The sequence below is a fragment of the Methylosinus sp. KRF6 genome (assembly GCF_018887255.1).
GTDB classification, from domain to species: domain Bacteria; phylum Pseudomonadota; class Alphaproteobacteria; order Rhizobiales; family Beijerinckiaceae; genus Methylosinus; species Methylosinus sporium.
Genome location: NZ_JAHLJF010000001.1, coordinates 3,944,034 through 3,967,713, shown reverse-complemented (window position 1 = coordinate 3,967,713; position 23,680 = coordinate 3,944,034). Strand labels below are relative to the sequence as shown.

Below are 23,680 nucleotides of genomic sequence, written 5' to 3'. Positions count from 1 at the left end.
AATGAAGGATGAGGCTTTCGGCGCAGCGCCTCGTCGTCGAACACGCCCGTGGCCCAGAGCCGCATGCCGCGCCGCGCGGCGATGAGCGCAGCTCGTCTGTCCTTTCGGCATATGCGGACGATCTTTCGTTTTACGCATTGCTGGCGGGGCTCGCCTGGGCGCCGTTTTGGTTCGGTTCCAATCGCGACGTCGCTTGGGGTGTCAACGCCGTCTATTTCGGCGCCCTGGCCATTCTGTTCGAAGCGTCGCGCCTCGTCTCGGGCCGGCGCCACGCGATCGGCATTCGATGGATATGGTTCCCCGCCCTCGCCTTCGCCTTCGTCGCCGCCTGGTCGCTCGTTCAGTCGAGCTCCTGGGTTCCGACCAGCTACCATCATCCGATTTGGCAAATGGCCGGAGAGACGCTCGGCCGGACGGCGCCCGGCTCGATCAGCGTCGATCGCGACAAGACCCTCCTCGCGCGCACGCGTCTGACGACCGCCGCCGCCGTATTTTGGATCGCATTGCAGACTTGTCGGTCGAGCAAGAGAGCGCGGCGTCTTGTCGGGGCGATCGCGTTCATCGGAGCGCTCTACGCCGTCTATGGACTCGTGGCGTTCTTTGTCTGGCCAGACAGGCTTCTATGGTTCGACAAGGTCCACTACAAAGATTCGTTGACGTCGACGTTCGTCAATCGAAACTCCTACGCGACCTATGCGGCTCTCGGCTTGGTCAATGCGCTCGCGATCGCGTTCTCGCACTATCTCCGCAGCGCCGCGCCGCGGACGGCGTCTTTCGCACGCCGGCTGGCGGAGTTCGTCGCCTCCACCACGGGTCGAGGCGGCGGCTGGATCGCTTGCGCCTTCATAATCGGAATCGCATTGGCGTTGACGGGATCACGCGGCGGAGCGGCGGCTGCAGTCGCGGGCCTGTCGGCCTTCCTGTTTCTCGTCGGCTTTCGCGGCCGGCGGAACGCCGGCCCGACCGGATCGGCGATATTGCTCGCCGGCATGGCGGTCGCCGCGGCGTTCTTCGCGTACGGCGACTTTCTCGTCGACCGTCTGTTGCAAGGCTTCGCCTCGAATGATCGATTGTCAGTCTATGGCCTCACATGGCTGTCCATTGCCGATATGCCCCTGCTCGGCTTTGGCGACGGGACTTTCGAGGAAGCATTTCGCATGTATCGCGACGGCAGCGTCGGTCCGTTCGGAGCCTGGGACAAGGCGCACAACACCTATCTCGAAATGTTTCAAGGACTGGGCGCTCCGGCGGCGGCGCTTCTTCTTCTGGGTCTCGCCTTTCTTGGCGGTCGATGCGTTTACGCCGCATTGACCAGAAGCCGCGACGCTGTCGCACCGCTGGCGGCGAGCGCCGCCACGATCGTCGTCGCCCTCCATGCGCTCGTCGACTTCAGCGTGCAAATGCAGGCGGTCGCTCTCACCTGGGCGGCGCTGCTCGGGGCAGGCGTCGCTCAATCCTGGAGCGCCACGATCGCAACAGAGGAATAGAGGGGCCCGGCGCCCAGACGATTGGACCCAAGCCGCGAACGACGTCCACCACATGGTCTGAACGCGTCGAACGCACGATGAAAAGACATGAGCCGTAGAGGTTTTGACATGCACGGGAAATTTTCGCTGCCTTTGACCCAGCAGATGGAAGGCGCCCCGGAGCAGGATGGAATCGATCTTCGCCAATTGCAGGATTTCTTTTGGCGACGCTGGAAAACGATCGTCGCGACGGCGATCACCGTCATGGTTCTCGTCTTCTTCGTCTTGCTGACTGTGGCTCCGCGCTATACCGGCACGGCGCAGGTGCTGTTGGAGCCGCGCAAGGAGAAAATTTTCGGCGCCGACAACATTTTGCCCGAACTCAATCTCGAGACCTCCAATGTCGACAGTCAGGTGTCGGTCATTCAATCGATCAATCTGCTGCGCCGGGTGGTCGAAAAGGAAAAGCTCACGGGAGACATCGAGTTCGGCCAGCCGCCGCGCGCCGGATTGCTGAACTTCATCCTCGGATCGTTCAGATCCGACGACGCCGATCGAAAGGCCGTTGAGAAGACCGCCGACGGGACGATCCCACCAGATGTTCTGCGCTCGATCGGACGTCTGCGCAACGCGCTCGAGGTCCAGCGCATCAACCGGACCTATGTGCTGTCGATCTCCGTCACCTCGGAAGATCCTGTCAAGGCCGCGCGCCTCGCCAACGCGGTCGCCGACATGTTCGTCGTCGACCAATTGGATGCGCGTTACGACGCCGCCAAGCGGGCGTCGATCTGGCTCGCCGAACGAATGGAGGGCCTGCGCGAGCAGGTGCGCCAGTCGGAAGAAGCGGTGGCCCAGTTCCGCCGAGAGCATAATCTCGTGGCGACCAGCAGCGAAGCCAAGGTGACGATCTCGGAGCAGCAGCTCTCGGAATTGAACGGGAAGCTGATCGCGGCGCGCGCCGATTTGGCCGAAAAGCGCGCCAAATATGAACAGGTCGCGCAAATCGGCGGGCAAGGTGGCAATCTTCAGGCGATTCCCGACGTCGTGCGCTCGTCCGTGATCTCGTCCTTGCGCTCGCAGCAGGCGGAGGTCGCGCGCAAGGAAGCCGATCTGCTCGCACGATACAGCGAGCAGCATCCGCAGGTCGTCAATGCGCGGGCCGAACGCCGCGACATCGAACGCTCGATCGCTGCCGAGGTTCAACGCATTCTGACTAATCTCAAGAACGACTACGATGTGGCGAGGGCGCGAGAAGAGTCGCTGCAGGCGAGTCTCGCCAAGATCAGCGGCGAAACTGGCCTCGACAACAGCGTCGGCGTGCGCCTGCGCGAACTCGAGCGGCTCAATGTCGGCAATAAGACCTTGTTCGACAATTTTCTGTCACGCGCCAAAATCACCCAGGAGCAATCGACGTTCGAGGAGCGCGAGGCGCGCGTCATTTCTCCGGCGACTAGACCCGGCGCGCCGTCTTTTCCCAAGACCGGTCTCATCGAGGCGCTGGCGGGCGCGCTCGGTCTCTTGCTCGGCGTCGGCGGCGCCGTGGCGCTCGATATGCTCAACGCCGGCTTCCTGACCCCACGTGAAATCGAGATGAAATTGGGTCTTCCGGTTCTCGCGACGGTTCCGATTCTGTTAGAAGGCGATCGAAAGATCGACGGCAAGGTCGTGGATCCGCCGCGTTATCTCGCCTCGAAACCCTTGTCACGCTATGCCGAAGCGGTGCGCGCCCTTCGCGTCGGCGTGCAGATGGCCGACGTCGACAATCCGGCGAAAATCGTTCTCGTGACATCGGCGATTCCCAATGAAGGCAAGTCGACGCTGGCGGTGAGCTTGGCTCTTTCGGCGGAAATGGCCGGGCAACGGGTGTTGCTCGTCGACGGCGACCTGCGTCATCCGACCATGTCGAAATATTTCGATTTGCATTCGGCGGACGGCCTCGTCGATTTCCTGACCGGCAAGGTTTCGCTCGAGGCCGCGCTCATCGAGCGAGGCGGACTGACGATTTTACCGGTGGGAGCGAAATCGCAAAATCCACCGGATATGCTCGGGTCGGAGCGAATGAAGTTTCTCATCGACAGCTTGCGTCGGGAGTTCGACTACATCGTCATCGATTCTCCGCCGCTCGGACCTGTCATCGACGCCAAGGTCCTGACCGCTCTCATCGACAAGGTGGTGTTTGTCGTACGCTGGCGTACCACCACCCGGGAAACCGTTGCGCAACATCTGGAATCGTTCGCGCAGAATCGTAAGATCGCAGGAATTGCGTTCAATATGGTCGACGAGACCAAGACCCCTCGATACGGGCCCTACTCTCATTACTCCGGCTATTACTACAAAAAATATTATCAGAATTGATCGACGCGGCGAAGATGAGGCCGGCCTCTGTTGTGACGTCGCTTCTGGTGATCGTCGGCGCGACAGCGCTCGTCGGCGCCGGCGTCGCTCTGCTGTATTTTGTAAATCTCGAGGCGACAGTGATCGATCTGCTCGAGCGGCGCCTTCCCGCCGAGCCGGCGGCACGTCACGAACACGCATGTCACGTGCATGCGACCGGGGGCCTTTTCCAGCCGCTGCGAGCGGCGATCGGCGTCGCCGGCCGAACGCCGAGGCTCGAGCACGCACTCGCGGCGGCATGCGGCGATCCTGCCGCGATCGAGGCGAGCATCGAAAATATGCTGGCGACGACACCCACTTCGGGGCACGGCTGGCTCGCCTTGGCGAGGATGCGTTGGCGGCGAGGCGCTTCCATCGCGCAAGTCGTCGATGTTGTCCAAATGTCGAACCTGACCGCGCCGCGTGAAGCCGAGATCATGATTTTCCGTGCTCGGTTCCTGGTCGCGATTTGGGAACTGCTGCCCGAGGCCGAGCAGAAGAGGGCACTGGGCCAACTCGCCGAAGTGGGCCCGGCTCTCGACCCCAGTCAGATCGCCGAATTCAAGGCCATCTTTACGGCCAAACCGGCGGAAATGCGCGACGTCATCAAAGGCCGCCTCGAAGGCCGCGCTGCAATGGATTCGGTATGGCTGCGGGCGATGGGGCTATAGCGGCCCGACGTCATCGACGGCTCCTTCACTGTTGCCGGAGAGATGCATTACGGCTCGCCATTTGATGGAAGAGCCGTCTCGACAGATGGACACGTTCTCAATTCCTCGGGAATGATCCGCGCACGACTTATAGAGACGAATATTAGCGATAAAACATTGCGTTGTGAAAAGCCTTCCGACGCATCATTTAAACAAAACGCACCATGGATCGCCCGAGAATTCGGAAAGACCACAACAAGATGAGCAGCATGGACGATCAATTCTCCGAACGCTATCGCCATTGTGGCTCGCTGCGGTTCTCGGCAATGATCGGGGCGACCGCATGACGAGCGACGCCGGATATCCTGCCATCGGGCAGGCGTGCGATCTGACGCTGCAAGGCGACGAGCGTTGGTACGTCGCGCACACTTTGCCGCGGCGAGAAATAAGTGCGCAACTGCATCTCGGCGCGCAAGGTTTTCGTCATTTTCTGCCGACGCGGCTGACGACGGTTCGTCACGCCCGCAAATTACGCGCAGTCTATGCCCCGCTCTTTCCCCGCTATTTGTTCATCATCCTCGATCTCGGGCGCGATCGCTGGCGCAGCATCAATGGCACGAGCGGCGTCGCGGGACTGGTGATGGCGCAGGACCGGCCGCTCGCCGCGCCCTGCGGATTGGTCGAAGCGCTCACCTCGTTCTCGGACGCGGCGAGCGCTTCGTCTTCACTCGAGGATCTGCGGCCCGGACAGAAGGTTCGGCTAATCGCCGGGCCATTCGCGGACGCGCTCGGCGTGCTCGATAGATTGGATGACGCGGGCCGGGTCGGCGTGTTGCTGGACATCATGGGTGGCGGCATTCGCGTCAAGCTCGCCCGAACGTGGATTGAACCAGCGGCGTGACGCCGCTGCATCGCGAGGACGGCTCGAACGGGCGGCTCGGAGAGGAGTCACCCGAATGGCGGTAGCGTGGTCGAGCCCTATGCGCCGCAAAATCCTTCTCGTCGAAACGAGCCCTCCGCTTCCCGAGGCTTCTCGCGGCGCCATCGCTTCAATCGCGATCGAACATTCGGACTCCTCGCCATGGCGTTTTCATTTCTCCCAGCCACATCTGTCGCTTCTCCCCGGGACGAGACGCTCTTGCTCGAACCCGCCGCCAGCGCCTATCGTCCCGCGAGAATTCTGATCCATGCGATCAATTTCGCGCCGGAACTCATCGGCTGCGGAAAATATACGACCGAACTCGCCGAATTTCTCGCGCGCCGCGGCCATCGCGTCGACGTCGTCACGGCGCCGCCGCACTATCCCGGCTGGCGTGTGCGCGCGCCTTATCGCGCCTTCGCCTATGTCGACGAGAAGCGCGGCGCCATCACGGTCACGCGGTGCCCGATGCTGATGAACGCCAATGGCGGCGGTGTGTGGCGATTGTTGGCGCCACTGAGCTTTGCTCTCACAGCCGCGCCGATGGTGATCTGGCGTATCTTATGGTTTCGGCCCGATGTCGTCATGTGCGTCGAACCGACCTTGTTCTCCGCGCCGGCGGCGCTCCTCGCGGCCAAACTCGTCGGGGCGCGATCGATCCTGCATGTCCAGGACCTGGAGGTCGACGCAGCCTTTGCCGTCGGTCATCTTGCCGGGACAGGCGTGCGCCGATTCGCCAATGCGTTGGAGCGCTCCCTGCTCGGCGCCTTCGATCGGGTGGTGACCATTTCTCGAAAAATGCGCGCCGCTCTGATCGCCAAGGGAGTGACGGCGTCGCAGGTCGAGGTCTTGCGCAATTGGGTCGATCTCGAAGCGATCAAGCCTCAAGGCAGGTGCGACGTCAACGCCTTTCGCGCGGAGCTCGGCATACCGGACGATCGCTTCGTGGTGCTCTATGCCGGCCATGTCGGCGTCAAGCAGGCGCTTCCCGTCCTGCTCGACGCGGCGCGGCGGCTCGACGGCGATTCCCGGATATATTTCGTCATCGCCGGCGACGGCCCCAAGAAGGCGGAGTTGCAACAAAGATACGCCGGCCTCGCCAACGTCCTCTATCTGCCGCTGCAGCCGGCAGAACGACTCGCCGATCTTTTGAACATGGCCGACCTGCATGTGCTGCCGCAGCACAAAGGCGCGGCCGATCTGGTCATGCCGTCCAAGCTCGGCGGCATGTTGGCGAGCGGGCGCGCGGTGGTCGCGGCGGCCGAGCCGGGAACGGAACTGTTCGACATCTTGCAGGACGTCGCCTTGCTCGTTCCAACAGGCGACGACGCGGCGATGGCGGACGCGATCTCACGGGCGGCAGTTCGTGAAGACCCGATTCGGATCGAAAACGGCTTGAGGCTCGCGGCCTCGTTGAGCTCCAGACGCCTGCTCCCGCGCTTCGAAGCTCTGTTGCTCGACGACCGCTTCTCCGCGAAGGATGTCTTCGACGCGCGGGCATGTGATCCGCTCGATGAGCGCGCCTGACGCCAAGTCCATTTTCCGTCCTTCACGCGACTTCGGCGTAGCACGCGTCCGATCGTCGTCGGACCGAATATATCAAGGAGTCATCTGTGAGACCGAGGGACATTCTCGAAACGGCGATCGCCGAACATGCCGCGCTGATCGAAGCCTCGTTCGAGGCGCTGGCCCAGCCGTTCGAACGCGTGGTCGAACTGTCCAGAGGGGCGATCGAGGCAGGCGGAAAATTGATCTTTTTCGGAAACGGAGGAAGCGCGGCGGACGCGCAGCATATCGCCGCGGAGTTGGCGGTGAGATTTTTGGGCGATAGACCGCCCATTCCCGCCCTCGCGCTGACCACCGACACGTCGGTGTTGACCGCTTGCGGGAACGACCTCGGCTTCGAATATATTTTTTCTCGACAAATCGAAGCGATCGCGCGCGATGTCGATATCGTCTTCGGCATCAGCACATCCGGCCGCAGCCGAAATGTTCTTCTCGGCGTCGAGGCCGCTCGGCGAATTGGCGCGAGCGCGGTCGGGCTGACCGGCGCCGACGGCGGCAGTTTCGCGCAGATCTGTGACGCGACTTTAGAGGTTCCCTCGAGGACAGTGGCGAGGATTCAAGAAATCCACATCCTCATCGGCCATAGCCTATGCGCCGCGCTCGAGGCCGAACTGGGCTTTGCGTCCTGACATGGCGCAAGACACGAAAATCATGAAGCGAGCGGTATTTCTCGATCGCGACGGCACTCTCATCCGGGAGCGCCATTATTTGTGCGACCCTGCGCTCGTCGAGCTGGAAGACCGCGTCACGGAAGCCCTGGCTTTCTTCCAGAGCCACGGGCTCCTGCTGTTCGGCGTGACGAACCAATCCGGCGTGGCGAAGGGCTTATTTCCGATCGAAGCGGTTCATGAGGTCAATCGACGCGTCGAATTTCTCCTCGCAGAAGGTCGAGCATCTATATCGGGCTGGCTCGTGTGTCCGCATGATCCGACGGATCGTTGCGACTGCAGAAAGCCGGCGCCGCGCCTCGTCAGAGAGGCCGCCAGAACGTTCGACATCGACTGTTCTCACTCGTTCGTCATCGGCGACAAGCGCTCGGACGTCGAGCTGGCCTGCGCGATCGGCGCCGTAGGGATTCTTGTTCTCAGCGGTCACGGCAGAGAATATCTCGATTGGGCGCGCACGCACGGGCGGCTGATCGCGGAGAATATGGCCGACGCCGCGCAAATCGTCAGAAACCTGCTGGTCGCGCAGGGCTGAGCAGTCGACACGACTGTCGCGAAGCAAAATGTTTTTTGTAACGCAGTTCGACACGTCGGCGGTCACGAGACATAAGAGTGGGATCGAACGGCAATGACTATAGATCGTTCCGAAGACGTCGTTTCGAATTTCGGCTCTCGACGCATCATGTGCGTGGGGGACCTGATGGTCGACCGTTTCATCTCCGGCTCGATTGAGCGCATTTCCCCTGAAGGACCAGTTCCGGTCCTCGCGAAGAGCTCGGTGGAGTCGTTCGCCGGCGGGGCGGCGAACGTCGCTCGGAACATAGCTCGGCTCGGAGGGCGCTGCAGTCTCGTCGGCGTTGTCGGAGTGGATCCGGCCGGCGTCGAGCTGAAGGACATCCTTCTCTCGGAGCGCATCGTCAACGCCTGTTGCATCGGCGATCCAGAACGACCGACGACCCAGAAAAATCGTTTCATCTCCGGCGGCCAGCAGGTGCTCAGAGTCGACGAGGAGCTGGTCACTCCGGTTTCCGATGGCATATTCGAGGCGCTGTTGAAAGAATGCCGCAAATGGATATCGGAATGCGACGCCATCGTGATCTCCGACTACGCCAAAGGCTGCGTTTCCTCGGCGCTGGTGAGCGAGATCTGCGATCTGGCTCGGCCGAGGAACATTCCCGTCATCGTCGATCCGAAGTCCGATTGCTTTACGAAATATGATGGGGCGACCTTCATCACTCCGAACCTCAAGGAAACTTTCGCTGCGACTGGCGTTGCCGTCGCAGACGATCGAGCGGCGGAACGCGCGGGGCGCGCCATTCTCGCCGAGTCGTCGTTCGAAGGCGTGCTGATCACCCGAGAGAGTCGCGGAATGTCGTTTGTTCCCCGCGACGGCGAAGCCTTTCATTCGCGCGCCACCGCGCGCGAGGTGTTCGATGTGGTGGGCGCCGGCGATACGGCTGTCGCGACATTCGCTCTCAGCCTCGCCGCGGGGGCCAAAGTCAATTCGGCAGTGACATTCGCCAATCGCGCGGCGGGCATCGTCGTCGGCAAACGCGGAACGGCGACGGTCACGAAGCAGGAGCTGCTCGTTGAAATGTCTTGTGGGGACGATTATCGGATAGATGGCGGCCTACAAAAAATCCGGTCGTTCGAATCGGCGGTCACGCGAGCAGAAGGATGGCGCAGAGCCAATCTACGGATTGGATTCACAAACGGCTGTTACGACATTATTCACGCCGGTCATATTCGTTCGTTGCAATATGCACGCGCAAATTGCGATCGGCTGATCGTCGGATTAAACAGCGACGCGTCGGTCGCGCGGCTCAAAGGAATTGGACGGCCGATCAACAAGCAATACGACCGCGCCGCGATCCTGGCCGCGCTCGACGCCGTCGACATGGTGGTGGTCTTCGACGGGGATACGCCTTTGCGCCTCATCGAGATCGTCGCGCCCGATCTTCTGGTGAAGGGCGCCGACTATGACGCGAGCGCCGTGGTCGGCGCGGATTTTGTCCTTTCCCGCGGCGGACGCGTTTTGACACATTCGCTTCTCGACGGAAGAAGCACGACCAATCTGCTCCAGAAGATGGAAGCGGGCTCGACGAGGGCAATTTGAGCGATAGCCAAAATCTCCAAAGCGCAGACCTCGTTCGCATGACAGGTACGAATTCGCCCGATAGCTTGCGTGTTCTGTTCGTTGGACCGATAGCCGGCACATCAGGGCATCGACTAGCTGCTTTTCGCCGCCTCGGCCACCTCGTGACAGCAGTTAATCCCTATGAAGCATTCAGGGGCAATTCGGTTTTGCACGCCTGGGCGTTCAAGACCGGCGCATTAGGCTTCTCCGGCTTGGTCGAGCGGCTGGTCGGCGCCGCGATCGCGAGCAAGCGCTTCGACCTCGCCTGGGTTGAATCCGGCGATATTATCTCCGCCGCTTGCGTGGAAACAATGCGTCGCTCCTGCGGAGCCGTCGTCCTCTACCACATCGATAATTGCTTCGCGCCACGGGACGGAAGGCGCTGGCGCCTGCTGTTCGCTGCTTTGACGCATTACGATTTGTTCGTCGCTCCCCGCGATCGATGCGTGGACGAGGCTTTGCGCTCAGGCGCCCGCCGGGCGTTGCGGGTCAACATGAGCGCCGATGAAGTGGTTCATCGGCGTCCCGAGCTGTCGGACGAGGATTTGCGCATCTACGCGTCGGAGGTAGCCTTCGTCGGCACCTGGATGCCCGAACGCGGTCCGTTTCTTCTCGAGCTTGTCCGGCGGGGCGTGCCGTTGAAAATATTCGGTCCGCGTTGGCGGCGCGCCCAAGAATTCGAGGCTCTGGGCGATCGTGTCGTTGACGAGCGGCTCGCCGACGCGGAATATGTGAAGGCGATCAGCGCCACAAAAGTCGGTCTCGTTCTTCTGTCGAAGGGAAACCTCGACCTCCATACGACGCGGTCGTTCGAAATCCCGGCGGTCGGAACGCTGCTCTGCGCCGAGCGCAGCATCGATCATGAGCGACTGTACCGCGAAAATGAGGAGGCGGTGTTCTGGTCAAATGCGGCAGAATGCGCTGATCTGTGCTTCGCGTTGCTCGCGGACGAAAGACGTCGGTCGCGTGTCGCGGAGGCGGGCCGACGTCGCGTCGCCGCCAATCGTTCCTTCAACGAGGCGAGCATCTTCTATGTGCTTTCCTATCTCGGCTTCTAGCGGTCTCTGATCTACTGCGGAGCTCGTATTGACCCGAAGCTCGGCGACCCTTGCCGAGACTGACAGGAAGCGAGCCAGGCTCGCCGCGAAGTGAACGAAACGATCTGCCGTCGTGGGCAGTCGACAATAAGCAGCCGGCAGCTACTGCCGGCTGCCATTGAACGAAACGGCGCATCTATAATTCGCGGCTTCGCCACAAGGAGAATGAGCGGCGTGTCCAAGCGACAAAATGCCTATCTTTCGACTTACGCCTCCACCCATCCGGTCTATTCGCATCGGGGCGCCGATGAATCGCCTGGCCGAAAGGCGCAGATTCGACACCTGCTATCCCGCCATCTGACGATCGGCAGTCGCCTACGCCTTCTCGATCTCGGATGCGGCGACGGCGCATTGCTGCGCGTGGCGCGAGACCTCGGCGTCGAAAATCTCGAAGGCGTCGATCTGTCGCCAGAAATGGTCGCAAAAGCCAGAGCGGTTGGGTTTTCCGTTGAGCTCGAGGACGCATTGACGTTCCTCGCCGCGCAGCCGGACGACAGTTTCGACGTCGTCTGCGCCTTCGATGTGCTCGAGCATCTCGATCATGAGAAGCTTTGGGACGTGTGCGAGAATGTTCTGCGCATCCTGAAGAGCGGCGGGAAATTCTTGATCCACGTCCCCAACGGCGCGTCGCCATATGCCGGAAGGATGCGCTATGGCGACATCACGCATGAACGCGCCTTTACGCGCGAGTCGATGCGACAGGTGTTGGGGACGATCGGCTTCGTCAACGTCGAAGCGGAAGAGGACGAACCCGTGGCGCGCGGAATCGTCAGCTTCATGCGCCTCCGCCTGTGGCGCATGATACGACTCGCGGCTATGTTTCGGCTGGCCGTCGAAACCGGCGCGCTAGGCGGCTATCTGCTGACTCTCAACATATTCGTTATCGCCCACAAGAGCTAGACGAACGCCTTCGGTCGCCGGGCGGCGACGACGCCAAAGCAGGAACATGTCTAAGACATTGCTGATTTATCGGTTGGGCAGCATCGGCGACACGGTGGTCGCTCTGCCGTGCTTTCACGCGATTGCGCGCGCCTTTCCGCGAGATCGTCGGATCGCGTTGACGAATATTCCAGTGTCGGGCGCGACGAGCTCTCTCGCCGAGGTCCTGGGCGGGTCCGGTCTCATTCACGGAGAACTCGCCTATCCGGTCGGCACGCGCTCTCCGATGGCGTTGCTACGTCTGCGCCGCGAGATTCTCGCGACCGGCGCCGACCGGATGGTTTATCTGATGCCCGAGCGCTCGCCGTTGGCGTTGCGTCGCGATCTGCTGTTCCTCAAAACCTGCGGCATCGACGATGCGATCGGCGTCTCCCAGGAGACGCTGCGTCTGCGGCGATTGAACGAGCGCACGGGCGAAGTCGAACGAGAATGTGCGCGTCTCGCACGCTCTTTGACGAAGCTCGGCCCAATCGATCTCGGCGCTCCCGCAAGCTGGGACTTGATGCTCACGCCGAACGAACGGGAGATCGCCCGAAAGCATTTGCCGGAGGGCCCTTTCCTGGCGATCAACATGGGCGGAAAGCTCGCTAGCAACGATTGGGGTGCGGACAAATGGACAGCGTTGCTTCAGATGCTGTCGCGGCGTCATCCAGCCCTCGGCCTCGTCATTGTCGGTGGAGCGGACGATCGCGAGAGAGCCGAATGCGCTCGACTCGCCTGGAGCGGGTCAACGCTGAATCTGTGCGGCAAACTGTCGGTGCGTGCAACCGCCGCGTCGCTCGAACGCGCCGCCTTGTTTATCGGTCACGATAGCGGCCCGATGCATTTGGCGGCGGCTGTCCGGGTGCCGCTCGTCGCGCTTTTCGGCGATAATAATCCGCCAAAAAAATGGCACCCCATCGGCGCACGCCAAATTTGCCTGCACGACATGTGCGGCGTGCGCCGAATCGCGATCGACGAGGTTCTCGCCTCTGTCGAGAAACTTCTGCTCGAGACGGTAGGGTCTCATTGCCGAGTTTCGCGTGAGCTTTGCGACTTGGCCGCGGAAAGAAGCGAACATCGATGAGCAATCTGCTGCAAATGAGCGCGCTAACGCCATCTATATCGCTCGGAGGGCGGGCGCCCCGGAATTTCGAACGCGACGCCTCTCTCGCAGCTCGGTTCGATAGGCGCCTCTCGAAATTCTTCGCGCTTCTCCTCTGCGGCTATGCGATTCTTCTGGTCGTTTACGCGCCTCTCGCGGAACTGACCTTTACCATCATTCACGCTTTCATGTTCTTGATCACAGTTTGCCTATTCGTGGCGATCAAGGACCGCTTCTTGTTTTTTCTCGTCTCCAACACTGCGTGGTTCTGGTCGTTTTCGACCTATCTATACGCCGCGACGCATCTAAAGCCGATCGAAGACGGCCTTTTTTCACCGATTCACGCTTCGTCCCTCGGATTGCTGTTGCTGATCGCCTCCGCTCTGGCCGCGGGCTTCGTTCATTTTTTCAGGATTGGATCGCCCGCCGCGTTCCTGCGCTCGGAAGCGGCTATGAGAGTGCTGTCGCGGTTCAGAGGTCTAATCGTGGCGGTGGGACTTGTCTCCTTGTCCGTCACTGCGATCTTTCCTAATCCGACCGTATCGTCGGTCGCCGGCGCCATCAGCTTCATGACATGGCTCGGGCTGGCGCTGGAGTTGAGAGCTGTCCGCGGCCGCTTCACGGAAAGCGGCCTGTTGTGGATTTCCTTTGGCTTCGCCGCGGTTGTCGCTCTCGCGCTCAACGGACGAAGTGTTCTCTTTTCATTCGGCCTATTTCTCATATTTGCCTATCTGATTTTTGCGCCCCGTGTCTGGAATGCAGGGATATTGATTGTCGCCTATGTCGCATTCGGTGCCTTCACAGCATTCTCCGATGCGCAAATCAATGTCCGCAGCACCGGCATTCTGGGAACCGGACGAAGCGCCTTATGGCCGACAGTCGAAAAATTCGCGTCTATCGATACGTTGCAGACGATTCTATTTCCGTTCGGTGAATCGGCGATAAGGCAGGAAACAACCGACAGACTCCGGCTTTCCTTGCTCGAAGGATCGTTCGGCACTCGCTATTTCGGCCTCGACTCCGGATTCATAACTAGATTGGTCAATCTGCCATACGCCGATTCCGTATGCGGACTTTCGGGCGCCATCGACCGCATTCGATGGGATCGATTGGCAGACATCCTCGTCAATGCGATGCCCTATGTCGGCATAGAAAAAACGGAAGGCTACGCGGATATCATAACTTGGGACATGGGACTGCGCGACGTCGGCAATATCGGGTTTCCCATGATCACCTCGGTCTGTGAACTCTACACGATGGGCGGATGGACGTTTGCCTTCGTCGCGTCGTTTTTCTTCATGGCGCTGATCGTCTTTTGGTATCGCGTTTTTTTGGACGCGCTCGGTAGCCGCGTTTTTCTTATTCTTATATTTAGCCAGTTCGCAATTAGCCTAACGTTCACGACAGCGATCATAACGATGCTCGTTCCGGTCGTCCGCGGGTTTCCTACGACATTATTGGCGTTGTTTCTTTTGAAAGGCGTCGGCTTCGCGATGAAGGCGCGTTAGGCGGGCCGATTGCAATCTCGTCGCCATCAACGCGCGGCTCGCGCGATCGAAGGACACCTCGAGCGGGAAAGATGTTCAGATGCAATGTCCGATTTGTGCCGCCGACGCCGACATTTCGAGCTACGTCAAGGCGACGCCGATCCTGCGGTGCCGCAACGGGACCTGCGGCTTCCGCTTCTTTGATCTCGCGAAATGGTCTTCTCCATACGACGACGGCGACTATTACGCGCATTGGCGCCCTTGCGACGTCGTCGTGAACCCATGGAACAAAGCGCGTGTCGATATGGTCGGGCGCTTCAAGTCCAAAGGTCGCGTCGCCGAACTCGGCTGCGGCATCGGAGAGACGGCGCTCGCATTTCGAAATGCAGGCTATGACGTCGTCGCCGTCGAAGAATCCCGGCGAGCGATCGATTTCCTAAAAGGGCGCTACCCGGACATCGATTGGCGGGAGAGCAGCATATTTCCGTTCCTCGAGGAAAATCGGCGCAGCTTCGACGTACTTTCGCTGTTCCACGTGCTCGAGCATATTCCCGAGCCGCGGCGCGTCGTCGCGCGTCTCGATTTCTCCCTGCGTGACGGCGGTGTGATCGTCATCGAAGTTCCGGACGCCAGCGGCGGTATCGCGCGTCTCGCGGGAGACGACTGGGACTATTATCTCGACCACCACGTCAACTATTTCGACGTTCGTTCGCTGACAAAATTATTTGGCGCGTTTGGCTATCGCCGGGTTCATCTGCAGAGAACGTTCCATTTTGCGTATCCGCAGGGACACGGCCCAAAAGATGCCGTCAAGGGCGCGCTGGCCTGGCTCGGATTGAACTCAATTGTTCGAACCGTCTGGCGCAAGTGACCAGGCTCCGTTGCATGGACTCGCGTACGGACCCTGTTGCGCGGGCGTCAGCGCTCGAATGCGATACGAACCCGGCTCGTCTTAACAATATCTCGAAGCGCATGCGATCCGTGCGATTCCCGTCGGCGCATAGCAAATCCAACTAAATAGGTAGCAATATGAGACGTGCCGCCAAACTTGTAAAAATGTACCTGGAGGGATGCAATGGCTTGCGGATGAGGCCAAGCACACGTAACACATGGGCGATATTCGATATGAATGGCAAAAGATACGATATTGCGTTGCGTGCGAACTCAACCGACTTCAAGGTTTTTTCTCATGTATTTATTCATGGTGCATATAATCTCGAAAATATGTATTTCTGGCCGCGCCTAAAGCGGCGCCATGATAGTATCCTTCATGAAGGATTAACCCCTTTGATTATTGATTGCGGCGCGAACATCGGAGCTTCTCCCTTGTTTTTCTCTTTGAAGTTTCCCGATGCCAGAGTTGTGGCCGTGGAGCCGGAGGCAAGTAATTTTGCGCTTCTTTCTAGAAACGTCGGTCCGAGTCGCGTCGAGACTATTCAGAAGGCGATCCACTCACGTGTTTCGCGAGTCTCCATCGACGACCCACGCATGGGTGCATGGGCGTTTCAAACTCGCGAGACGACGGATTCCGCAGGCGTCGGCACGGTTACGATCCCGCAACTCATTCGCGAAAATGAGAGGGCGTTCGTGATCAAGATCGATATCGAGGGGTTCGAATCGGAATTGTTCGAGGAAAATATCGAATGGGTCGCAAAGGCGCCCCTGATTATTTTGGAGCTCCATGACAATTTACGGCCATTTACTGGAAACTCCACAAACTTTCTGAGAGCGATGTTGCGCTACGGCGCGCGCGATTTTCAAATTCGCGGGGAAAACATATTCAGCTTTTCAAATGATATCTGCCCTTGACCAAACGCCGCTCGTGTTCATGACCCCACGAGCGCTCGAAAACCCGTAATTGCCGCCGGCCTCACATCTACGAGCAATAATAATGCCGTCGAAGGAACACGATCGCGCGTTCGTACGTCGCTTGCTGGCCGGCATGTCGGGTCAGATCTTCATAAGATTGATCGCAGCCTGCTCGATGGTCATATCGGTCCCACTGATGTTGAGAGGATGGGGCGCAACGGGCTATGGCGAGTGGATCGCTCTCACTTCGCTGACGTCCTATCTGAGCTATTCGAATTTCGGCATCCTGACGCCATCGGTGAACGAAATCATCATGGCTGTCGGCGCCCGCGATCTAGATCGGGCCCAGAGGCAGCTCGGAATGACGCTGTCATTCTGCCTATCCGTGGTCGCGCCTCTGCTATTGATCGGAGCACTCGGCCTGTCGGCGGTGGATTTTCACGTCGGCTTGAATTTTGTCTACATCGCGAATGCTGAATGCGTGGCGATCGTCGTAGCGATGGTCTGCAGCATATTGGCTCAAACGCTGCGCGGAGCGGCGGTCGGCACCCTATATGCGGAAGGAGCTTACGGCCTCGTCTATTTCGCGTCTGGTACGGTTCGCTTGACTGAATTGGTTTCCGTGTCGATCCTTCTATCGGTTTGGCAGGTCCGACCCTCCACGATCGCCTGGGCAATGGCCGGACTGAGCATCCTCGAGCTTTTGGTCGTGACCTTTCTGGCCAAACGGCAGGCGTCGTGGGTCTCGTTCAAATTGCATGGTCTCGAAAGACGATGGGTTCTGGAGCAGTTGCGTCCGGCATCCGGATTTTTGATTTCGAATTTTTCTACCCAAGCGGTCTTGTTGCTCGGTCCGAGAGTCGTGCTCAGTCTCGTGAGCGGCGGCGCCGCAGTGTCGATCTATGCCTTGTACGGAACGGCCATGCGCTTGGTCGATCAAATCGTAATGGTGTTTCTCTCGCCGCTAGAAATCGAATTCGCCAGAAATGCAGGAAAAGGCAATCTGCCGGAGATCGCCCGCCTCGTTCGCACGGGCACACATGGGGCTTGGGTCGTCTTCATGGCGATTTCGCTCGCGGCGGCTCTGGTCGGTCCGTTCATTTTCGCTTTTTGGACGCAAGGTCAAATTATCTTCCAATATCATCTGCTTTTTCTCACCTGTCTGATGTTCGCCGCCAATCATTTCGGACGCGTTTGCGCTCAGGCCCTCAATGCGACGAACAGGATGTTCGGCCTATCGTTCTGGATGCTCGTGGCAAGCGTCGCGGCGCTGGGATGCGGGGCGCTTCTATCGCTCCGCTACGGCGTCGAAGGCATGTTGGTCGGGGGCATTCTCGGCGAACTCGGCGTATCGCTGATCGTCACGAGCGCTGTCGCATACTGGCTCGAATTGCCAGTATCGGCGCTTTTGTTCGATTTCTCTTCCTTTCAGTCACCCCTCACTTTCGTCCGGCAGCGCTTGACGACGAGAGCTCGCGGAACTGTCCAAGACATATCGCGCCGATAAGCCGGGACTCTCGGCGTTCACACTCGAAGGCGTCAAGGGAAGAACAACAAATGCCGAATGCAGCGCATGCCGTCCCGTTGATCGTGGAGTCCAACAATCCGGCCGTCGCGGACGCGATCGGAGCATTGGAAGCGAATCTGCTGACCTTCTATGAAAGCAATGCGTCCTACTACGATTGCGCGGCGTCCGCGGACAAGTCGCTATTCTTCGAACCCATCGCGGCAATGGCCCATTCGATCGTAGCCTCAAGATCAAGGATACGAATACTAGAAGTCGGCGCCGGCAAGAGCGACCTTCCAGACTATCTTCGTCGTACCTTGTCCGTCGGAGAACTCGATTTCGTCGCCCACGACATCAACCCGACCAACGCGACATTCTATCGGGAGAGGCAAATTCCTCTCATGGTCGGCGCTCTGACGGAACTGAAACTCGATGAACCGTTCGATATCGTCGTCTCGTTTTTCGCCTATGAGCATATGACGCGCCCTGCGGAGTGCCTCGGCATCATGCGTTCCATGCTACGCGCCGACGGGCGGCTCATCATCGTTTGTCCGAAATATACATCCCCACTCTATATTCCGCCCGCCATTCGCCACTTGAGCCGCCTGCGGCAGTTGATCGTGAATTTTGCTCTCGTCTGCTCCGCCTTGGTCACGCGCCTGACAGGCCGTCCAAAATTCCACGTCGTCGTCGATCCTGCGGTGTTCCATGCCGCGTGGCGACGCGACTTCGACGCGGTGCATATGGTTTCGGGAGCCGACCTAGAGGCATATCTCGGGCGCGCATGGCGCGTCGACAAATTGCCGATAAAATACCCTTCGCGCAAATACGCGTTCATCGCTTCGCTGATCTTGCTGGGCATCGTCGCGCGGCGCCGCGACACGAAGGCTGCCTGACGTGAAAGCGACAATTCTTCGAGCCGACGATTCGGCGAATTTCGGCCGCGGCGCGAGCTTTTCATTATCGAATCGCTTGCTGCGACTGCTGTGGATCATCGTATGGACGCTGTTCGCGCGTTGGACGCCGGGCGTGATGAGCCCTTGGCGCGTGTTTCTGCTCAACCTCTTCGGCGCCCGAGTTTCTCCTGAGGCCGCCGTCGCGGCGTCCGCGCGCATCTGGCTTCCCGCCCATCTCGAACTGGGTCCCTGGTCGACGCTCGGACCGGACGTCGACTGCTATAATATGGCGCCGATCACCATAGGCGCCCGCACGGTCGTGTCGCAGCGGGCCTTTCTCTGCGCCGGCGCACACGACTTCCGGGACCGCCATTTTCAACTCGTCGCACGACCGATTGTCATCGGCGACGATGTTTGGATCGCAGCGGAAGCTTTCGTCGGACCCAACGTCACGATCGCCGATGGCTGCGTGCTCGGCGCCCGCGCCTGCGCCTTCACGGATACGAAGACTTGGACCGTCTATCGCGGCAATCCCGCAGCGCCGATCAAGCCACGTATCTGGCGACCCTCTCCGTCCACGACAGCGTCGGAGACGCTTTGAATGCGGATATCCTGCGTGATCGGTCCTTATCTGCCCGTTCCGCCTCTCCGGGGCGGCGCGGTCGAACGGATCTGGCAGAATTTATGCGTCGCATTCGCCCGAAAAGGCCATGACGTAACCTTGATCTCACGCCAGTTCGGCGAGCTGCCCCGCGAGGAGACGCGCGACGGCGTCCGTTATTTGCGCGTGCCATCGATTGACGCGCCGAGATCAAGGCTCCTCTATCGCCTGTTCGACGTCGTTTACGCCGCACGGGTCTGCGCCGTATTGCCGGCGTCCGACGTGACCATCACCAACAGCGTCTCTCTTCCGCTTATCATTCCGCGTGGTCGCGCGGGCAAGATTTACGTCAGCGTCGCGCGCTTTCCAAAAGGCCAAATGCGGTTCTACAGGCGGGCGGACCGCTTGCAGGCGGTGTCTCGCGCAGTCGCGGATGCGATGCTGCGCCAATCGCCGATAATTGCCGAGCGGGTCGAGGTCATTCCTAACGCGCTGTCTGCGACCTTCACGCAATTGCGCGAGCCGTCGCGTGGGTCGCGGCGGAAAGAGATTCTCTATGCAGGCAGGATCGCTCGCGAAAAGGGGCTGGATCTGCTGATCCGCGCGTTCTCGAAGATTCGCGACCATGGAGATTGGCGATTGACGCTATTGGGGCCGAGCGCTGTCGCGGAGGGCGGCGATGGAGCCGGATTTCTCGCCGAACTCGAAACGCTCGGTCGCCGCGCGGGAGGACGAGTCACTTTCGAGCCGGCGATTTTCGATGAAGCCGCACTCGCCTCGAGGCTGCGCGCCGCGGACATCTTCGTCTATCCGTCCGTCGCCGAGCAAGGCGAATCGTTCGGCATGGCGCCGCTCGAGGCGATGGCGTGCGGCTGCGCGGTCGTGGTTTCCTCTCTCGCCTGCTTTGACGACTTCGCGGCGAATGGCGACAACGCATTTGTATTCGATCACCGGAGCAATGGTGAAACGGCCCTGGCTCAGGCGCTCGAATTGCTCATGAAATCTCCCGAGCTGCGTGACGCTCTCGGCGCCGCGGCCATCCATACGTCGCAAAACTTCGACGCCGACCGAGTCGCGGATTTGTTCATGGCCGATTTCGTCGAACTCGCAAAAGATCGTGGAGCGCGCTCGTGACCGCATCGTCGAAACCCGCTTTGGATGCGCCGAGTCTCGCGACGATCGTGCTGACCTATAATGAGGAGATTCATATCGCTCGCTGTCTGGAGTCGATCCGAACATTTTGCGGCGAGATCTTCGTGATCGATTCGTTTTCGACCGACGATACCGTCGAAATCGCGCGTCGCCACGGCGCGACAGTGCTGCAGAACCCGTTTGTCAACCAGGCGATCCAGTTCCAATGGGCGCTCGATCATATCGCGACCAATGCGACGTGGCTGCTGCGAATCGACGCCGACGAGGTCGTCGAGGACGATCTGGCCCGCGAAATTCGCGAAGACCTTCCGAAGCTGGCGAAAGACATTGTCGGCGTTCACCTCAACCGCAAGCACATTTTTCTCGGTCGCTGGATCGCGCACGGCGGACGTTATCCGCTTCACCTGCTGCGTCTCTGGCGACGCGGGTTCGGGCGAGTCGAACAGAGCTGGATGGATGAACACATTGTCGTTTGGGGCGGCCGAACGATGAATTTCGTGGGCGGATTCCGCGATCACAATTTGCAAGACATTTCGTTCTTCATCGACAAGCACAATCATTATGCGACCCGCGAAGCAACCAAGGCGTTCGCGCGCCGCCGCAGCCTAGCTGGATTCGACGACGACGCGAGCGACGGTCTCGCGGGGCAAGCGGGACGCAAACGCATCGTAAAGCGATCATTCTACGACAATCTGCCTTTCCCGATCGGACCGACGCTGTATTTTTTATATCGATACACAGCGCAGCTCGGCTTCCTAGACGGCGTCGAGGGCCTCGTCTATCATTTCTTGCAAGGATTCTGGTATCGTTTTCTGGTCGGCGTGAAATTGATCGAACTCGAGCGTCAGATTCCGCGCGATCTCGATCCGCACATTGCTCGCAAAGAGTTGGCCCGCCTTACCCGTTTGGCGGTTCTAGCGGAATAGATCACGCTCGCTGTTTTTTCCCGATGCGAATCGAATTGGCCACGCGTCGTCGGACGTCGGGACAAGGAGCTCACGATGCATATCGGTGACGCCATTGCCGGCTCGATTTCGGCATTGCTCGGATGGGTGGGGCTCGTGGGCGTCTGCGCCGCGGCGCCGAGCATATTTTATGCGAGCGACCCCGTTGGTCCAGACGAAACGGTCCTCGTCACCGGCGCCGGTCTCGAAGAGATCGACAGTATTTTCGTGCAGCGGGTTCGAGACGACGCGGATGCGTCGCCGCCGCCGATCCGCGTCGATCCGGTGCAGCCATCGTCGACGTCGGTGAAATTCACCATCCCGACCCAGGTCGCGAGCGGAGTGTATCGATACACGCTCGCGACGCGCGACGGCTCGGTGAGCGGCGTTTTGAATGCGCCGGCGGTGTTCTGGAGTCACGGCGATCGGGGGTCGTGCGCGACGCCGGGCGGCGTCTTGCGCATATTGGGCCGCAACATCGCTCGAAATGAAAACGCGACGCTTTCGCTATCGACCTCCGACGGCGCGATCGTCGCCGCTCTGCGTCCGCAGCGTCATACGATGTGGGACGCCTCATTCCCCCTGCCGACCTCGCTCGGCGTCGGCATATATCGACTGCGACTACAAAATGGGCAGGGCGACGCCTTCGGCGCGGTCGACGCCGGCACGTTCGAGATATGTAGATCGCCGACCCGCCCCGCCGTTTCGATCGACGCCAAATCCTTCGGCGCGCAGGGCGACGGACTCGTCGACGATACCGCTGCGATCACGCATGCGCTCAGTGAAGCCGGCAAGAGCGGCGGCGAGGTGCGTCTGCCGCGCGGCCGCTACCGATTGTCCGATGCGCTGCACATTCCCGCCGGCGTCATCCTGCGCGGCGAACGCCGCGACCTGGTCGCCTTGATATGGACGGATTTCGCGGCGCCGCCTCCAGCGCTCGTCGAAGGCGGTGGCGACTTCGGCCTCGAGGACGTGACGCTCTACGCCTCGAACCATCGCCACGTCGTCGACGGCGGATGCGCGCCCCAGCCGAAAAACGGCGGCAGGGTGCGGCTGCATCGCGTGACCATTCGCGCTTCGGCTTATCGGGGACATATTTCGGCGGCCGACGCAAATCGACTGCAGCAGTCGCTCTACCAGGCGACCGGCACGGGAGCCGATACATTGCGGTTGTGCGGCGCGGACATCGAGGTCACGGACTCGGACCTCTACGGCTCGTCACGGGCTTTCGAATTGCTCGCGCCGCGTAACGCATATATCGCCCGCAACAAATTCTATAATGGCCGCGGCGGCTGGTACGCGGTCCATGGCGGAGATGGCGTCATCTTCGAGGGCAATGTCATCTCCGGAGTCGACGTCACCGCCAGCGGCGGCGGCGTCTCTCCGATTCGAACGTCTTTAGCGTCGAGCAATGTTCTATTTTATGCGAATACATTCGAACGAATGTATGGTTGGGATCGGGAGGCGGTCACCACCGACGGTCCCGGTGGATTCTATTACGGGGCCGTCGCGCCGATCGGTGATGGAGCGATTGCGATCGCGTCACCGTCGACCGCCGCTGCGATTCCCGGGTCGATTTCCTTTGCCGACTCCCCGAGTTGGGCCGGCGCAACGCTTTTTGTGCTCGGTGGACGCGGCGCGGGCCAGTTCGCGACAGTGGAAGCCCGCGATGGAGAACGGATTACGCTCGACAAACCGCTGCAGATTGAGCCGGACGTCAGCTCCATCGTCACGATCGTCCCGGCTCGCACCCATCACCTCTATGTCGACAATTATTTTTCCGACGTCGGCATAGCGGTGCAGCTATATGGAACCGCGCTCGAAAGCTATGTGGTCGGAAACGTTTCCGAGCGCTCGGGTGGGTTTGTCGATTGGGCTCTCTGGTACCATCATGTGCAAGCGAGCTGGGGCACTCAGTTTCTCGATAACCGAATACTGGACGGCAATGTGTACCGCGGCGGTTCCAATGCGGCGACGGAAGCCGGCGATTCGATCCTCGGCGCATTCGTGGCGCCGTGGCGGCACAATCGAACTCCTTTGATAAGAGGCGTGATCATTCGAGGCAATCGCCTGGAAGGAAACGCCCATATCGAAATCAACGGTCGTTCGACCGATTTCGCAAGCGTGAAGGACGTCATCGTGGAGGCCAATTCGATCGAACATGCGGACGTTGGGATTGTCCGGCAGGGACTGCTGGATGGCGTCTATCGACGGAAAAATGCGTTCGTGGACGTTCAACGTTCCGAAGTATCGCGTTGAGAGTCCCCCGCTTTTGCAAGGTGATTTTCTCGGCGACTACTCGGGCTCGGCGCTTCTATCGGTCGTGTGTCAGGTTGACGTGCCCCCGAAGTTTCATCCAGCGGCGAGTTGAGTCCCGGCGGTTGATAC

21 protein-coding genes are annotated in these 23,680 nt (G+C 60.1%); 20 read left to right on the top strand and 1 reads right to left on the bottom strand.

The window, feature by feature from the left end; translation table 11 throughout:
* Positions 1-8: 8 nt before the first annotated feature.
* From KP010_RS18710 to KP010_RS18620, 19 genes are all read left to right on the top strand, one after another.
* Positions 9-1,487 carry an O-antigen ligase gene (locus tag KP010_RS18710; RefSeq protein WP_142864259.1) on the top strand — a complete coding sequence of 493 codons (1,479 nt, stop codon included), beginning with the start codon at positions 9-11 and terminating at the stop codon, positions 1,485-1,487.
* Between the two features lie 108 nt (positions 1,488-1,595).
* Positions 1,596-3,821, top strand: a complete 2,226-nt coding sequence (locus tag KP010_RS18705) for a polysaccharide biosynthesis tyrosine autokinase (RefSeq protein ID WP_185966589.1) — start codon at positions 1,596-1,598, stop codon at positions 3,819-3,821.
* The gene (locus KP010_RS18700; RefSeq protein WP_216281315.1) at positions 3,818-4,510 is read left to right on the top strand and encodes a hypothetical protein; all 693 of its coding nucleotides are present in this window, start codon (positions 3,818-3,820) and stop codon (positions 4,508-4,510) included. Before KP010_RS18705 ends, KP010_RS18700 begins: the two co-directional genes overlap by 4 nt.
* A gap of 322 nt (positions 4,511-4,832) precedes the next feature.
* Positions 4,833-5,390 carry a transcription termination/antitermination protein NusG gene (locus KP010_RS18695; protein WP_142864453.1) on the top strand — a complete coding sequence of 186 codons (558 nt, stop codon included), beginning with the start codon at positions 4,833-4,835 and terminating at the stop codon, positions 5,388-5,390.
* 237 nt (positions 5,391-5,627) lie between these two features.
* On the top strand, positions 5,628-6,935 hold the full coding sequence (locus KP010_RS18690) for a WcaI family glycosyltransferase (protein WP_185966621.1): 1,308 nt from the start codon (positions 5,628-5,630) through the stop codon (positions 6,933-6,935).
* Positions 6,936-7,021: 86 nt separating this feature from the next.
* Positions 7,022-7,603: an SIS domain-containing protein gene (locus KP010_RS18685; RefSeq protein ID WP_142864451.1), complete on the top strand. Its 582-nt coding sequence runs from the start codon at positions 7,022-7,024 to the stop codon at positions 7,601-7,603.
* Positions 7,604-7,625: 22 nt separating this feature from the next.
* Complete coding sequence (locus KP010_RS18680; RefSeq protein ID WP_185966620.1) at positions 7,626-8,174, top strand: HAD-IIIA family hydrolase; 549 nt, start codon at positions 7,626-7,628, stop codon at positions 8,172-8,174.
* 93 nt (positions 8,175-8,267) lie between these two features.
* Positions 8,268-9,755, top strand: coding sequence for a D-glycero-beta-D-manno-heptose-7-phosphate kinase (gene rfaE1, locus KP010_RS18675; protein WP_142864449.1), 1,488 nt, complete (start codon positions 8,268-8,270; stop codon positions 9,753-9,755).
* 143 nt (positions 9,756-9,898) lie between these two features.
* The gene (locus KP010_RS23430) at positions 9,899-10,834 is read left to right on the top strand and encodes a glycosyltransferase (protein ID WP_216281314.1); all 936 of its coding nucleotides are present in this window, start codon (positions 9,899-9,901) and stop codon (positions 10,832-10,834) included.
* A 213-nt stretch (positions 10,835-11,047) separates the two neighbouring features.
* Positions 11,048-11,773, top strand: coding sequence for a class I SAM-dependent methyltransferase (locus KP010_RS18665; protein ID WP_185966619.1), 726 nt, complete (start codon positions 11,048-11,050; stop codon positions 11,771-11,773).
* Positions 11,774-11,846: 73 nt separating this feature from the next.
* The gene (locus KP010_RS18660) at positions 11,847-12,878 is read left to right on the top strand and encodes a glycosyltransferase family 9 protein (RefSeq protein WP_216281313.1); all 1,032 of its coding nucleotides are present in this window, start codon (positions 11,847-11,849) and stop codon (positions 12,876-12,878) included.
* Positions 12,875-14,404, top strand: a complete 1,530-nt coding sequence (locus KP010_RS18655; RefSeq protein WP_142864445.1) for a hypothetical protein — start codon at positions 12,875-12,877, stop codon at positions 14,402-14,404. The genes KP010_RS18660 and KP010_RS18655 overlap by 4 nt, the downstream gene beginning before the upstream one ends.
* A gap of 79 nt (positions 14,405-14,483) precedes the next feature.
* Positions 14,484-15,254 carry a bifunctional 2-polyprenyl-6-hydroxyphenol methylase/3-demethylubiquinol 3-O-methyltransferase UbiG gene (locus KP010_RS18650; RefSeq protein WP_216281312.1) on the top strand — a complete coding sequence of 257 codons (771 nt, stop codon included), beginning with the start codon at positions 14,484-14,486 and terminating at the stop codon, positions 15,252-15,254.
* Positions 15,255-15,508: 254 nt separating this feature from the next.
* Positions 15,509-16,192 carry an FkbM family methyltransferase gene (locus tag KP010_RS18645; protein ID WP_185966617.1) on the top strand — a complete coding sequence of 228 codons (684 nt, stop codon included), beginning with the start codon at positions 15,509-15,511 and terminating at the stop codon, positions 16,190-16,192.
* Positions 16,193-16,274: 82 nt separating this feature from the next.
* Complete coding sequence (locus KP010_RS18640) at positions 16,275-17,699, top strand: lipopolysaccharide biosynthesis protein (protein ID WP_185966616.1); 1,425 nt, start codon at positions 16,275-16,277, stop codon at positions 17,697-17,699.
* A 50-nt stretch (positions 17,700-17,749) separates the two neighbouring features.
* Positions 17,750-18,595 carry a bifunctional 2-polyprenyl-6-hydroxyphenol methylase/3-demethylubiquinol 3-O-methyltransferase UbiG gene (locus tag KP010_RS18635; RefSeq protein WP_185966615.1) on the top strand — a complete coding sequence of 282 codons (846 nt, stop codon included), beginning with the start codon at positions 17,750-17,752 and terminating at the stop codon, positions 18,593-18,595.
* Between the two features lies 1 nt (position 18,596).
* Positions 18,597-19,196, top strand: a complete 600-nt coding sequence (locus tag KP010_RS23425) for a putative colanic acid biosynthesis acetyltransferase (protein WP_166144284.1) — start codon at positions 18,597-18,599, stop codon at positions 19,194-19,196.
* Complete coding sequence (locus KP010_RS18625) at positions 19,197-20,330, top strand: glycosyltransferase family 4 protein (protein ID WP_142864441.1); 1,134 nt, start codon at positions 19,197-19,199, stop codon at positions 20,328-20,330.
* Positions 20,327-21,274: a glycosyltransferase family 2 protein gene (locus KP010_RS18620; protein ID WP_246659994.1), complete on the top strand. Its 948-nt coding sequence runs from the start codon at positions 20,327-20,329 to the stop codon at positions 21,272-21,274. Before KP010_RS18625 ends, KP010_RS18620 begins: the two co-directional genes overlap by 4 nt.
* A gap of 639 nt (positions 21,275-21,913) precedes the next feature.
* On the opposite strand, the gene KP010_RS23420 is transcribed toward KP010_RS18620, so the two are convergent.
* The gene (locus KP010_RS23420) at positions 21,914-22,144 is read right to left on the bottom strand and encodes a hypothetical protein (protein WP_246659997.1); all 231 of its coding nucleotides are present in this window, start codon (positions 22,142-22,144) and stop codon (positions 21,914-21,916) included.
* On the opposite strand from KP010_RS23420, the gene KP010_RS18615 reads away from it, so the two are divergent.
* Positions 22,058-23,551 (top strand): hypothetical protein, encoded by a 1,494-nt coding sequence (locus KP010_RS18615; RefSeq protein ID WP_246659995.1) that lies wholly within the window; start codon positions 22,058-22,060, stop codon positions 23,549-23,551. The genes KP010_RS23420 and KP010_RS18615 overlap by 87 nt on opposite strands.
* Positions 23,552-23,680: the final 129 nt, after the last annotated feature.

Bases quoted from the DNA above. Each gene is read 5' to 3' on its own strand.
- KP010_RS18710 (WP_142864259.1), top strand. From the start codon at position 9: ATGAGGCTTTCGGCGCAGCGCCTCGTCGTCGAACACGCCCGTGGCCCA.
- KP010_RS18705 (WP_185966589.1), top strand. From the start codon at position 1,596: ATGCACGGGAAATTTTCGCTGCCTTTGACCCAGCAGATGGAAGGCGCC.
- KP010_RS18695 (WP_142864453.1), top strand. From the start codon at position 4,833: ATGACGAGCGACGCCGGATATCCTGCCATCGGGCAGGCGTGCGATCTG.
- KP010_RS18680 (WP_185966620.1), top strand. From the start codon at position 7,626: ATGAAGCGAGCGGTATTTCTCGATCGCGACGGCACTCTCATCCGGGAG.
- rfaE1 (WP_142864449.1), top strand. From the start codon at position 8,268: ATGACTATAGATCGTTCCGAAGACGTCGTTTCGAATTTCGGCTCTCGA.
- KP010_RS18655 (WP_142864445.1), top strand. From the start codon at position 12,875: ATGAGCAATCTGCTGCAAATGAGCGCGCTAACGCCATCTATATCGCTC.
- KP010_RS18650 (WP_216281312.1), top strand. From the start codon at position 14,484: ATGCAATGTCCGATTTGTGCCGCCGACGCCGACATTTCGAGCTACGTC.
- KP010_RS18645 (WP_185966617.1), top strand. From the start codon at position 15,509: ATGAATGGCAAAAGATACGATATTGCGTTGCGTGCGAACTCAACCGAC.
- KP010_RS18640 (WP_185966616.1), top strand. From the start codon at position 16,275: ATGCCGTCGAAGGAACACGATCGCGCGTTCGTACGTCGCTTGCTGGCC.
- KP010_RS18635 (WP_185966615.1), top strand. From the start codon at position 17,750: ATGCCGAATGCAGCGCATGCCGTCCCGTTGATCGTGGAGTCCAACAAT.
- KP010_RS18625 (WP_142864441.1), top strand. From the start codon at position 19,197: ATGCGGATATCCTGCGTGATCGGTCCTTATCTGCCCGTTCCGCCTCTC.